The organism is Enterobacter asburiae (assembly GCF_008080435.1).
Taxonomy (GTDB): domain Bacteria; phylum Pseudomonadota; class Gammaproteobacteria; order Enterobacterales; family Enterobacteriaceae; genus Enterobacter; species Enterobacter asburiae_C.
Genome location: NZ_VRKN01000002.1, coordinates 149,022 through 161,598 on the forward strand (window position 1 = coordinate 149,022; position 12,577 = coordinate 161,598).

General features: G+C 48.1%; 11 protein-coding genes and 1 pseudogene. 9 read left to right on the forward strand and 3 right to left on the reverse strand.

What is annotated here, in order from left to right:
• The first annotated feature begins 42 nt into the window (after nucleotides 1-42).
• From FU672_RS03840 to FU672_RS03865, 6 genes and pseudogenes are all read left to right on the forward strand, one after another.
• A complete protein-coding gene (locus FU672_RS03840; RefSeq protein ID WP_148242239.1) occupies nucleotides 43-1,782 on the forward strand; it encodes an LA2681 family HEPN domain-containing protein in 1,740 nt (579 codons plus the stop codon).
• Nucleotides 1,783-1,849: 67 nt separating this feature from the next.
• Nucleotides 1,850-1,972 (forward strand): annotated as a pseudogene (locus tag FU672_RS25440) (STM2901 family protein); the annotation flags it as partial.
• Entirely contained in the window at nucleotides 1,966-2,292 is a 327-nt protein-coding gene (locus FU672_RS03850) for a DUF1493 family protein (protein ID WP_148242241.1), read from the forward strand. The pseudogene FU672_RS25440 and the gene FU672_RS03850, both read left to right, overlap by 7 nt.
• 18 nt (nucleotides 2,293-2,310) lie before the next feature.
• Complete coding sequence (locus FU672_RS03855) at nucleotides 2,311-2,796, forward strand: Hcp family type VI secretion system effector (RefSeq protein ID WP_148242242.1); 486 nt, start codon at nucleotides 2,311-2,313, stop codon at nucleotides 2,794-2,796.
• 528 nt (nucleotides 2,797-3,324) lie between these two features.
• Complete coding sequence (locus FU672_RS25070) at nucleotides 3,325-4,185, forward strand: YadA C-terminal domain-containing protein (protein ID WP_187360778.1); 861 nt, start codon at nucleotides 3,325-3,327, stop codon at nucleotides 4,183-4,185.
• Nucleotides 4,186-4,344: 159 nt separating this feature from the next.
• Nucleotides 4,345-4,815, forward strand: a complete 471-nt coding sequence (locus tag FU672_RS03865; protein WP_148242243.1) for a hypothetical protein — start codon at nucleotides 4,345-4,347, stop codon at nucleotides 4,813-4,815.
• A gap of 67 nt (nucleotides 4,816-4,882) precedes the next feature.
• Here FU672_RS03865 and FU672_RS03870 read toward each other — a convergent pair whose 3' ends face one another.
• Nucleotides 4,883-6,316 (reverse strand): glycoside hydrolase family 32 protein, encoded by a 1,434-nt coding sequence (locus FU672_RS03870; RefSeq protein ID WP_148242244.1) that lies wholly within the window; start codon nucleotides 6,314-6,316, stop codon nucleotides 4,883-4,885.
• A gap of 17 nt (nucleotides 6,317-6,333) precedes the next feature.
• Entirely contained in the window at nucleotides 6,334-7,575 is a 1,242-nt protein-coding gene (locus FU672_RS03875) for an MFS transporter (protein WP_148242245.1), read from the reverse strand.
• A 238-nt stretch (nucleotides 7,576-7,813) separates the two neighbouring features.
• Here FU672_RS03875 and FU672_RS03880 point away from each other — a divergent pair, with 238 nt between their 5' ends.
• The 3 genes from FU672_RS03880 to FU672_RS03890 all read left to right on the forward strand — a co-directional run bounded on the left by FU672_RS03880 (nucleotide 7,814) and on the right by FU672_RS03890 (nucleotide 12,016).
• Nucleotides 7,814-8,821: a LacI family DNA-binding transcriptional regulator gene (locus tag FU672_RS03880; RefSeq protein ID WP_148242246.1), complete on the forward strand. Its 1,008-nt coding sequence runs from the start codon at nucleotides 7,814-7,816 to the stop codon at nucleotides 8,819-8,821.
• A 333-nt stretch (nucleotides 8,822-9,154) separates the two neighbouring features.
• On the forward strand, nucleotides 9,155-10,531 hold the full coding sequence (locus FU672_RS03885; protein ID WP_014884533.1) for a diaminobutyrate--2-oxoglutarate transaminase: 1,377 nt from the start codon (nucleotides 9,155-9,157) through the stop codon (nucleotides 10,529-10,531).
• 18 nt (nucleotides 10,532-10,549) lie between these two features.
• A complete protein-coding gene (locus FU672_RS03890) occupies nucleotides 10,550-12,016 on the forward strand; it encodes a pyridoxal phosphate-dependent decarboxylase family protein (protein WP_148242247.1) in 1,467 nt (488 codons plus the stop codon).
• A 36-nt stretch (nucleotides 12,017-12,052) separates the two neighbouring features.
• Here the strand turns inward: FU672_RS03890 and FU672_RS03895 are convergent, their stop codons facing one another.
• A complete protein-coding gene (locus FU672_RS03895; RefSeq protein ID WP_148242248.1) occupies nucleotides 12,053-12,568 on the reverse strand; it encodes a protein disulfide oxidoreductase in 516 nt (171 codons plus the stop codon).
• Between the last annotated feature and the right edge of the window lie 9 nt (nucleotides 12,569-12,577).

Here is a 12,577-nt window from a genome sequence, read left to right on the forward strand (position 1 = left end):
GAATGCTCCTTCTACTTATTATTATTTGGCTAAGGAGTCATTTTGTTAATTACAAAAAATGAACTAGATGAATTCGGTAAATTAGCAGATCAATTCATTATCAATAGCGATCATGCTTCATTAGCTGCACTCGTTGAGAGGTTCACTAGACACGATTTAGAATTCCCACATCCTTTATATGAAGCACATTATCTATATTGCTTAGGTAACTGTTATTCCGAACTCTATAAATATCGTAGTACAGAGTGGTACTCACATGATTTAATGAATGCCATCATCTATTACAGGAAGGCATTACATACAATTCCAAAAATAGATTGGAAAGAGCACGAGAAAAATATTGAAGCTTATAACAATCTTAGGTCAATGGTTGAAACTAATTTAGCTAGTCGTCTTTCCTCACAAGGGAGAGTATTATGTTGCATTCCACATTATGATAAAGCAATCTCAATAGATAACAACCCAGTGGCAATTTTGGCTAAAGCTGACAATGCATTATTTCTCGGTCAATCACTTTATGATAATGGTCATTCTGAATATCACTTTTTGATGGCATATAAACTTGTCAATAACGGCATCGAGAACATTAATGAACTATACCCTGAGCAAAGGATCCCCCTTAAAGAAGGTGGGCGGCTATTCAATTTTAAAAAGTGGTTTGAATGTACTTTTGAAATCTCAGCTTTTGATTACTTCAAAGAATACAATGAAGAATTCAAATCAAGTAAACATAAGCAGTATTTTGAATGGTGCGCTAAAAACAGGCTTTTTCTTAATGATTTGAATGATGTTTGTGAGTATCCAATAGTTTACCAAGATGTTTTCTCATTGCCATCATTTGTTCAACCTCTAAATAGCTCTCTTGCAATGCATGAAGAATTAGCTTATCACGGGAATTACGATGAGTTAAAAAACGATTACAGCTATGCCCGATATTTAATTTTTTCTTCAAAAGATATACCTAATGAAATTTCTCACATGTTCAATTCGACATTTCAACATGTTGATGATATGTCATACTCAATAAATAACCTGAAGGTAGCTCAATTAAAATCAGCATTCAGAGCCGTGTATTCACTATTTGATAAAGTCGCATATCTAATTAGTCGCTTCTTCGATTTAAATGATATGAAACATGACAAAAAACTCAGCATGGACAATTTATTTCGAGATTTCACAAGTAAAAATAATAGTGAATGGAAACCACATAAGAAATTGAAAGATAGCGACAATCATTTCATTCATGCTTTATTCTATATTCTGAAAGACATTCGTAAAGTTGGTAACTCAGATACTGTAACAAAATGGCTAGACCCAAACGCCGTAGCCTTTGCAGATATTAGAAATGCTATGGAACATCGTTCATTAAAGATAGTAGATGATTTCGGCTATGAGCTTGCCACATCCTATAATAGCTATCACGATGATGAATTTAAAAAACAACAAGAATTAGCACGTACCCTACCAAATGAAATCAACCAAGTTGGATTACAACTCAAACAAGCTAAAAAAGATAACAGTACTGAACTATTAGATCAACTTCAAAATCAAATTGAAAAATTAAATAAAGAACTCGATAAAGTTAGCTCAAATATTGATGAAAAAGAGAAATTATCCTCACACTCTCTTTTAATCCCAATAAGCCAATTTGAATCAAGACTTATGCAACTCATTAGCTTAGCACGAAATTCAATTATGTATTTATCTCTAGCAATACACTTTGAAGAGCGCAAACGACCAAAAAACGATATGTATATGCCTAGAGAAATACCTTTAAAGTAGAAGCTTGAGAAGGTTTACACAAAGGGGAGCTAATGAATGCTCCTTTCTGTCTTTTTATTACGCCACATTTGTAGGGCGTGGTTTACCTGTTGTTGGTTGGGCTATAGTAGCGAGCGATATTAGTCAAATAGTTTATAAAACCGTTCGTGACTACAACACGATTGCACACGAGAAAGATCGCATATGGTAACAGATCAGGAAGTTTTAGAGTTTTTCCGTAAAGAATTACCTGTATTAGGTACATTCACAGGAAAACTGATACCGTTAGAGCTAGATGATATCCTTCAAGATTATGCAGATGATGATGATTTAATTTATTGCATAAATAAATACGACAGCTTTTTTAACATTGACATTTCAGAAATGAATTATCAGAAATATTATCCGTGGCTTAGAACCTGGTTCTTTAGAAAATGGTTTACTGATAAACCTGTAAAGCAAATCTCAAAACCTCTTACTGTAAGAATGTTTGCAGAATCAGCTAAAGCAGGAAGATGGTTATACGACTGAAAGCAAGGAGCATAATAAATGGCTGTACCAGTACATTTGATTTTAAAAGATGATGGAGGATCTCTGATTATGGGGTCTTGTGATGTGCAGGGACGAGAAGGAAGTATTGAACTAAGAAGCCTACAACATAGCTTGAGAATTCCTACAGATCACTTAACAGGCCAAGTTACAGGAACACGTCAGCATTACCCGTTTAACTTCACTAAGGAGCTCGATAGTTCTTCACCATACTTGTTTAAAGCTACAGCTACTGGTCAAACATTGCATAGCGCTGAATTTAAATTTTTCAGAATCAACTATAGCGGTCAAGAGGAGGAGTACTACACAATTACATTAGAAAGGGTGAAAGTGATTAGTGTGAGTCCGGTTATGCATGATACACGCACAACTACAGGTACAGGCCACATGGAAGACATTTCTTTAGCCTATGAGAAAATCACTCATCTTTATAGAGATGGCAATATTCTGCATTCAGATGCATGGAATGAGAAGAAACAAGCTTGATAGTGGCAGGGGCTATCATGCCCCTCCTTTGAAGCAACACCATTTCCAATAACATTTTTATTACTTTCTAAAAACGCCCATTTTTTTAGTGGTCAGAAAAATATCCATCCCTACATAAAATATTTAGTTTTTAGCCTATCTGATTTTTCTTTCATTAATTACCTAACATTATTTCGAATGAAATATAAAGTTAGCTTTAAACCGTTTAACATTGCTAAATATTCAGCCTCTCAATCAAAGGCTTACCGCAAAACTCACATCTGATTCGCATCTTATAAGTTAATGTAAACATTGAGATATTATCCATCTCACCTCAAAAAACCACTTTAACTATTCATGCCATTTATGATTTAGATCAATATCCATAAACAGGCATTAATTGATAGTTACTACACGTTACGAATTAAGTGATTTATTCAAAACTCACCGTAACCTTTATGATCTTACTAAGGTATAACAAGACGTTACGCCATCCTGCCAGGATTGCAGCCTTACTGTTTTTAATTTTAAAGTGATGAGAGCTTTTAAATGAAAGTTGCTAAAACTGCTGTTGCCATTTTTTTATCTAGCGTTGTGTTGACGGGCGTGGCTAATGCTGCTGCATTTCCTGTAACGTCTGACCAGGACAATATTACTATTATTGGTACACAAGGTGCTGGTTATAACCTCGATCTGTTAGCTAAGGATGCCGTTATCGGATTACAAACAGCGAATGATGCTTCAACTAAAGCTGATACGGCTCAAACTACAGCTAACCAGGCACAAGCTGATGCAACATTAGCAGGAATAAAAGCTGATAGCGCAAATAATAAAGCATACACCGCCTTACAAGGTGTCGCAAAAAATGGGTCTGATATTATTGATCTTAAAAATAAAGAAACGTTGCAAGATGGGGTATTAGCCAACCATGATCTGCGAATCACAACGTTAGAGAATCAAACCCCACCTAAAGACGGCATTGACGGTAAAGACGGGGTCACTACCACGGTTACCCAGGTGAAAGTCGATGCGACTACGCAGGCGAAGGTAGACGCTAACGCTAAAGCAACGTCTTCTACTGCTCAGGATCTGCAGGCAACAAAGCAGACATTGCAGGCATTGAATAACAATACTAACCAGCAATTTAAATCGCTGCATGATGAAGTCGACAACAACAAGAAAGAAGCAAACGCAGGCATCAGTGGCGCGATGGCGATGGCCGGCTTACCACAGGTGCAAACCAACCAGCGCACTATGTTCTCGGCTGGTGGTGCGACTTATAACGGTGAAAGCGCCTTAGCTGTTGGAGCATCGGTTAACTTTAACGAACATATGGTTGGTAAAGTGAGTTTCTCTGATGATACCGCTAATAACATGGGTGCTTCCGTCGGTGTAGGGATCGGCTTTTAATAGAAAAGCAGCATGGCAAAATATATTTTTATCTCTTTCATATTATACATGGCGCTTATCCTTATTGGCATATGGTTAGGTTGTATGTATCAGTCTTATTATATTTGCGGACATTGAATATTCGCCTGCTGTATATATTTAATTTAAGGTCTTTGCGTAATGAAAAAAACACTCTTAGCACTATTAATGGCAGGTGCTACGACTCTGCTTTCTGCATGTACGTCGCCTGCTCAGCGTATGGCTGAATGTGAACACCAGGGGATTAGCAAAGATACGTGCTACCTTGCTGAGCAAAACCACCAGAATGCCTACAATGAAGCCGCACAAAATGCAGCATGGGCGAATGCGCGTGATGCCGCTGCAGGTACGGGTATCTGGACCAGGAAAGACGCGAAGCAACATGCTCAGGCAGCTAAAGCAACGCACGCCTTTAAATGGGAAGAGATGAAGATCACGATTAAAGGTGACATATTGGATGTTGATGGTGTATTAGGCGCGCTGGATGAAAACGAGCCTCAGGCAAAGGTTTATTCACAAGGGTTATACACCTTCATTTACTATCCTGCTAAAGGCAAATTAGCGGTCAGTAAAGAAGGTCAGTTCAAAGGCTACGCCAGAAAGATTAAATAATAATAAAGGCGACACCTGTCGCCTTTATTATTTACGGACCCTACTGAATTTTTCTGATATAACCCATTTACTCTAATTGCCACGCCCCGGCATCAATAAGTGATGCACTCCCCGTCCAGGCAAACAACACCAACTCGCGTCCCCCCACGTCAGGATAAATGCGGCTGCTGAGGCACGCTTCCCCCTCATTGACAAACGCCTCCACCGATGAGTTATCAAAGAACAGGCGCAGGTTTAGCGTGTCGTTCAGATTAAGCGCGACGCTTCGGGTACCACACAAGCCATACTGCGGATAGTGACGCTCCAGCACCAGGCGCTGCATCTGCGCATCGACATAGAGACGTAACCCGTCTCCGAGACGAATACCGTACTGCTCCGCGCTGCTGTTGCTGCAATCCCATTGCAGAATCACTTCCATCGCGTCGCAGCTTTCCACCTGAGTGATTTGCTGATTGTTAAGCGTGCTCACCGGCCAGGGGAACCACGCCCTGCGCAGGCTTTCGACTTCCCTGGCTGGACGCATTTGCAGACGGTCATCCGCACTCAGCGTCAGCTCGCGCGGTAAAGAGAGCATACCCGCCCAGCCATCCTGTTGTTCCGGCAGAGGCGATTCCCACATGTCCAGCCAGCCGATAACGATGCGGCGGCCGTCGGGAGTCAGGAAACTTTGTGGTGCATAGAAATCATACCCGTGATCCATCTCCACAAATTCCCCTTCAGGCATGAAAGGTTGACCGGGCTGCCACTCGCCCAGCAGGTAGCCGCTCTGGAAAAGGTTACGATTTTTAAATCCGTCTGCCGCCACCCCCTGAGGCGAAAACATCAGCACGCGTTTACCATTGAGGGTGAAAAAGTCCGGGCATTCCCACATATAGCCCATCTCTTTTTCAGCCACCGCAAGCACGCCCATATCCAGCCACTCGCGCAGATCGGCAGAACGGTATACGCGCACCTGGCCCGTCTCACCGTCCCGCGCGCCGACAACCATGTACCAGCTCTCCCCTTCACGCCACACTTTCGGATCGCGGAAGTGATGCAGCCCAGGCGGCGTGTCAACAATCATTCCCTGCCGGGCAAAATGAATGCCGTCACGGCTGGTCGCCAGGCACTGCACCTGGTAGAGATTCGCCTCGTCATCAGGGTCGCCGTGGAATTTATGTCCGGTGTAAATCAGCGCCAGTGTATCGCCATCCACTACTGCCGATCCGGAAAAACAACCATCCTTGTCTTCTGGCCCTTCCGGCGCCAGTGCAACCGGGAGGTGTTCCCAGTGAACTAAGTCCTTGCTGCGCGCATGGCCCCAGTGCATCGGTCCCCACTGGGTCGAGTATGGATGATGCTGGTAAAACGCATGATACCAGCCGTCAAACCAGACCAGGCCATTTGGGTCGTTCATCCAGCCGGCACGCGCGGCGAGGTGGTAACGCGGATACCAGCGCAGGTTAAGACTGCCATGTCTGGCCTGCAATTCCTGTTCAGCTTTGGCAATGGAATATGTCATTTGTCTACTCTTTTCAGTCAGATAGTGGAGGGTTGCGGCATGAGTGGGTCAGAAGAGGACGTACCCGAGCGCAGCAGGAAGATGGAGATAAACGTGGTGCTGAAAACTAACAGCCCCATAATGAGATAGGACTGGGCAAAGCCGTATTTCTCATAGCTGTAACCGGCCAGCGGCGACAAGACCGAGGCAATCACCGAGCTTGTACAGGCAAAGCCCACCAGATAGAGGGTGGAAGAGAGCCGCTTATCAAAATGCAGGCTGTTGTATTTAAAGATTGAGACCAGCAAAACGGGCAGTTCAACCGCGTGCAATAGCTTGGTAATGGAGATCAATACTGGCCCCTCAACCAGACCCGATGCCACCATACGCATCGCCATCACCATTCCCGCGAAAATCAGGCCATTCTTCGCGCCAAGCCGATTCACCAGCCACGGGGCGCAAAACATACCCGCCGCCTCGAGGAAAACCTGGAAGGAGTTGAGATAGCCGTACATGGCGTTCCCTTCCTGTAACGTCGGGAACTGGGAGGAGAAATAGACCGGGAACTGCTGGTCATAAACGCCATAAATACAGGTGCCGATAACGAAAAACACCAGCGCCCAGAACCGTGGCAGCGTCAGCAGGCGCAAGGCATCTTCCAGCGTGACCTTACCGCCAGACACCGCTTCCTGCATGGCGTGCGGGGCGGAAGAGACCCTGAGACGTGCCAGCAAAACAAAAAACACCAGCCCTGCGCAGCTCGCAACAGCGAAGTTCAGCTTCGGATTAATATTAAACAGGAGCCCCGCAAAAAAGGTTGCCGCCGCCCAGCCAAGCGATCCCCACATCCTCGCCTTGCCAAACTCGAACTGGCTCTGGCGGGCCACACGCTCGGTATAGGACTCCAGTACCCCTATCCCGCCGTTAAACGTCAGGCCGATAAAAATCCCACCGAAAATGCTGCCGAGTAACACGTTAATTTTCAGCAGATAACCAAACAGCAAAAAAGCCGGCCCAGAAAGAATGAGCAGGCAGGTCAGAAACCAGAGCAGGTTTTTGCGCAGGCCGAGTTTGTCCTGAATAAATCCATAGCAGATTTGAGCAAAAAGCGCGGAGACGGAAAGCACGGCATAGATAACGCCGGTGTCCCCCGCTTTTAAGCCCACGTCCTGATGAAGCCAGATGGAGAGTAACGACCCGGAAGATGACCAGGTAACAAAAAAGAAAAACAATAATGCGCTCAGTAAAGGGTAGCTGTGAGAGTGATGCGTTTTCATCATGACATTCTCATGTTGGAGTAATGACACAATGGTAACGTTAACATTATTTCTTTCTCATGCTGTTTGGCTAAGATTTAAGATGTTAATCACGAAAGTTAACGTTAACATTGAGAGAATGAGATCGCGATCAAAAATTCATCACTGAGGTTAGCGTGACCTGGCCTGGACATCAGCCTTCCTTTTACATCAGCGACTTAGTTGTATACCCTCTCACACAGAGCATTAACGGAGTAAGAAAATGGCTTCCCTGAAGGACGTCGCAAAGCTGGCTAACGTATCGCTGATGACGGTCTCCCGCGCACTTAACAGCCCGGAGCGCCTTAAACCGGAAACGCTCGCGCGCGTTCAGTTAGCTATTGAGCAGACCAGCTACGTTCCTGACCTGTCCGCCAAGAAAATACGCGGCGCGCATGCCTCGCCGAAAACCATCGGCGTACTGGCGCTCGATACGGTGACGACACCTTTCTCGGTGGACATCACGCTGTCCATTGAAGAGACGGCCAGAATGCACGGCTGGAACAGCTTCGTGATGAATATGTTTACCGATGACAACCCGGACGCCATTGTCAACCTTCTCCTCTCTCATCGGCCTGACGGGATTATCTACACCACCATGGGGTTACGTCAGGTTCCTCTCCCGGCCAAACTCCTCACCCTTCCCTGCGTGCTGGCCAATTGCGAAAGTGACGGCGAAAAGGTCGCCAGCTATATTCCTGATGATGAACAGGGGCAGTATACCGCCGTGCGGGCGTTACTCTCAGAGGGTTATCAACGACCTCTCTGCCTGCATTTACCTGCGGGACATCTGGCCACAACCCGACGCCGTCAGGGGCTGGAACGCGCCTGCCGTGAAGCGGGGCTAGACCCGAACAGCCTGGCGCACAGCTATATGGCGTTAGGGGACGAGCACTATCGTGATATCCCGTCAGTGTTGCTGGCGCACATGCAGAACGGCCTTCCCCGGTTCGACTCCGTTATCTGCGGCAACGACCGTATCGCATTTATGGTGTACCAGACGCTACTGGCGCAAGGGCTTCGCATACCGGAAGATGTCGCAGTAATTGGCTATGACAATATGGTGGGTATTGGGGAGTTGTTCCTGCCTTCTCTCACTACGGTTCAACTGCCGCACTATGAGATTGGTCGCCTGAGCGCCTTGCATATTATTAACGGTGAAGAACATCTGGACACCACGCGCGTTGAAAGTCCATTTTTAATGCGTGATTCCGTTGTGCATCGATCATGAGCACCGCTTTTTGCACATGACACAAGAATAGAGAGAGCCAACCTCCTTTTATGCCATTCGATGGCACGTTTTGTCACACTCTTTTCTGCGACTTCACGCGCCGGACAAACAGCCTGTAACAGGCTGTTTTTATTTGGCATAAAATGCAATTTTCATTTTAAAAATGGGGATATTTTCTCGCCATAACCCCGTGTCACAAAACAGTAAACAAATTAACCATTGAGCCCCGTGGCAAAAGGCTCTATATTGGCGGCGTTTTTTTCAGGCCCCCATCTGTTTTTTAACTTTTTATTCAATCGTGGCTCATAACGAAGCGGCGGTTGTAGGAGTGATATGATGACGGATAAAGTCCGTATTGACACCGTAGATGCCCATAAAAGCAACGAAACCTATCTGGCCCGTCAGGCCGAGTTTGAATCTAACGTCAGGAGTTATCCTCGCAAACTGCCTTTAGCCATCACTAAAGCAGAAGGCGTGTGGATCACCGATGCAGATAATAAAGAATACCTTGACTGTTTAGCAGGCGCAGGGACCCTTGCGCTTGGCCATAACCATCCTGATGTGCTGAAAAGCATCCAAAATGTCATTACCAGCGGCTTGCCGTTACATACCCTGGATCTGACTACGCCTCTGAAAGACGCGTTTTCTGAATACCTGCTCTCTCTGCTGCCTGGTCAGGGCAAAGAGTACTGCCTGCAGTTCACCGGTCCATCCGGTGCTGACGCCGTTGAAGCGGCGCTGAAGCTGGCGAAAAAAGTGACCGGTCGTAGCGGTATCATCAGCTTCTCTGGTGGTTACCACGGTATGACCCACGGCGCACTGTCCGTGACCGGCAACCTTTCTCCGAAAGAAGCGGTTGACGGTATGATGCCAGAAGTGCAGTTCATGCCTTACCCGCACGAGTACCGTTGCCCGCTGGGTATCGGTGGTGAAGCGGGCGTGAAAGCGCTGACTTACTACTTCGATAACCTGATCAACGACGTTGAAAGCGGCGTGCGTAAACCTGCTGCGGTGATTCTGGAAGCCGTTCAGGGCGAAGGCGGCGTGAACCCGGCTCCGGCTGAGTGGTTGCAGCGCATCCGTAAAGTGACTCAGGAACACGGCATTCTGCTGATCCTCGACGAAGTTCAGGCTGGCTTTGCCCGTACCGGTAAATTCTTCGCCTTCGAACACGCAGGCATTGAGCCAGACATCATCGTGATGTCTAAAGCAGTCGGTGGCGGTCTGCCACTGGCCGTTCTCGGTATCAAAAAGCAGTTCGATGCATGGGCGCCAGGTCACCACACCGGTACCTTCCGCGGCAACCAGCTGGCGATGGCAACCGGTCTGACGACGCTGAAAATCCTGAAAGACCAGAACATCGCAGGCAAAGTGGCTGCACAGGGCGAATGGCTGAAAGGTCAGCTGAAAGAGATGGCGAAACGTTATCCGGTCATCGGCCACGTGCGCGGTCTGGGCATGATGATCGGTATTGAGATCGTTAAGCCACACGAAGCCGCGGACCACATGGGCTGCTTCCCGGGCGACGGCGAGCTGTCTGCACTGATTCAGAAGAAGTGCTTCGAAGCCGGTCTGATTCTGGAGCGCGGCGGCCGTAACGGTATCGTTCTGCGCCTGCTGCCGTCTCTGCTGATCAGCGACGAAGAGCTGAAAATCTTCCTGGATAAATTTGAGCAGGCACTGCTTGCTGCGGGCGTTCGCCCGGCGTAACCGGAGTTATTGATTACGATGTCTGATTCAAACCCAATTTTGTTCTCCTCTGCGCAGAGCATTGACGCGTACCAGCAGGCGATTGAACAAAGCACTCAGGCTGTGATGCAGTGGCTGAAACAGCCTGAGATGTACCAGGGCAAAACGGTCGCGGAACTGCGTGACCGTATTAAGTTGGATTTCAACCCGAAAGGGCTGGGTAACGAAGCGGCGATTGAACGCGCCGTGGAGTTCTTCCTGAAAGACAGCTTGTCCGTTCATCACCCGCAGTGTGTGGCGCACCTGCACTGCCCAAGCCTGGTGGTAAGCCAGGCGGCGGAAGTGCTGATCAACGCCACTAACCAGAGTATGGACTCCTGGGATCAAAGCCCGTCCGCAACCATTATCGAGATCAAACTGATCGAGTGGCTGCGTACCCGCGTGGGTTATCAGGCCGGCGACGCAGGTGTCTTCACCAGCGGCGGTACTCAGAGCAACCTGATGGGCCTGATGCTGGCTCGCGATGCGTTCTTCGCGCGTCAGGGTCACTCGGTTCAGCAGGACGGCCTGGTGGGCGATCTGCGCAAAATTCGCGTGCTGTGCTCCGAAAACGCACACTTCTCCGTGCAGAAAAACATGGCGCTGATGGGTCTGGGTTACCAGTCCGTGGTGCAGGTGAAAACGGACGAATTCTCCCGCATGGATCTGACCGATCTGGCGGCGAAAATTGAGCAGTGCAATGCGAACGGCGAGCAGATTCTGGCGATCGTCGCGACGGCAGGTACCACTGATGCCGGTGCTATCGACCCGCTGCGTGCGATTGCAGAACTGGCCGCGAAGCAGAACATCTGGGTACACGTTGATGCGGCCTGGGGCGGCGCGCTGCTGATGTCTGAGCAGTATCGTCATTACCTGGACGGCATCGAGCTGGTGGATTCCGTCACCCTGGACTTCCACAAACAGTTCTTCCAGACCATCAGCTGCGGCGCGTTCCTGCTGAAAGAAGCGCGTCATTATGAGCTGATGCGCTATCAGGCGGCCTATCTGAACTCTGAGTTCGACGAAGAAGCGGGCGTACCTAACCTGGTGTCCAAATCTCTGCAGACCACCCGTCGTTTCGACGCGCTGAAGCTGTGGATGAGCCTGGAAGCGCTGGGTCAGGAGCAATACGCGGCGATCATCGATCACGGCGTGACGCTGGCGCAGCAGGTTGCGGCTTACGTGAAAGAGCAGCCTGCTCTGGAACTGGTTATGCAGCCACAGCTGGCAAGCGTTCTGTTCCGCTTCCGCGGACAGGTACAGATGGACGACGCGGGCATTGCCTTGCTGAACCAGAAAATTGGTGATGCGCTGCTGGAATCCGGCCGTGCGAACGTCGGTGTGACCGAGCATAACGGCGTCACCTGCCTGAAGCTGACGCTGCTGAACCCAACCGTAACGCTGGAAGATATTAAAATCCTGCTGTCTCTGGTTGAGCGCACCGCGCAGGAAGTTCTGGCTAAGTAATACAACACCCCTCTTCCGCCGGGAGAGGGGTTATTTTTACATCCCTGCCCACCACATTCTGATTTTTAATCCCCAGTAACTCGTCCAGCCCGTCGTGGTACTGACCACATTACCCTTCGACACAATGACCAGCGTCGGCGTTACGCTCACCTGCCACAGCTGCGACAACGCACCGTTTTCATCGTTAATCACCGGCAGACTCAGCTTTTTCTTGTCCACCCAGCGCACAAGCTTTGCATCATCGCCGGAACGCATGGCAATGCTGACGACGTTGCCCCCTTCTTCCGCCAGCGTATTGACCGAAGGCGTCGTGTAACGACATATGCTGCACCAGGTGGCCCAGACGTAAATCAGCAGCGGGCGCTCCTGGCTGAGCGCCGCGATATCGTGAATGTTGCCGTCGATGCTCTGCATCGGTGTTGCACTAAAACTGGCGGGGAGTGTCGGTTTTCGGTATTGATCAACGCCCCACACCACGGCCAGCGTCAGCAGAATGAGTATGATCCCTTCCCGCGCCCAACGGCGCAGTCGACTGATTTTGCGGTTATCCATTGTGACCTC

Excerpts from the sequence above, each read along its gene's own strand:
- FU672_RS03850 (WP_148242241.1), top strand. The coding sequence starts at position 1,966 with ATGGTAACAGATCAGGAAGTTTTAGAGTTTTTCCGTAAAGAATTACCT.
- FU672_RS03870 (WP_148242244.1), bottom strand. The coding sequence starts at position 6,316 with ATGACATATTCCATTGCCAAAGCTGAACAGGAATTGCAGGCCAGACAT.
- FU672_RS03880 (WP_148242246.1), top strand. The coding sequence starts at position 7,814 with ATGGCTTCCCTGAAGGACGTCGCAAAGCTGGCTAACGTATCGCTGATG.
- FU672_RS03855 (WP_148242242.1), top strand. The coding sequence starts at position 2,311 with ATGGCTGTACCAGTACATTTGATTTTAAAAGATGATGGAGGATCTCTG.
- FU672_RS25070 (WP_187360778.1), top strand. The coding sequence starts at position 3,325 with ATGAAAGTTGCTAAAACTGCTGTTGCCATTTTTTTATCTAGCGTTGTG.
- FU672_RS03890 (WP_148242247.1), top strand. The coding sequence starts at position 10,550 with ATGTCTGATTCAAACCCAATTTTGTTCTCCTCTGCGCAGAGCATTGAC.
- FU672_RS03865 (WP_148242243.1), top strand. The coding sequence starts at position 4,345 with ATGAAAAAAACACTCTTAGCACTATTAATGGCAGGTGCTACGACTCTG.
- FU672_RS03885 (WP_014884533.1), top strand. The coding sequence starts at position 9,155 with ATGATGACGGATAAAGTCCGTATTGACACCGTAGATGCCCATAAAAGC.
- FU672_RS03875 (WP_148242245.1), bottom strand. The coding sequence starts at position 7,575 with ATGATGAAAACGCATCACTCTCACAGCTACCCTTTACTGAGCGCATTA.
- FU672_RS03895 (WP_148242248.1), bottom strand. The coding sequence starts at position 12,568 with ATGGATAACCGCAAAATCAGTCGACTGCGCCGTTGGGCGCGGGAAGGG.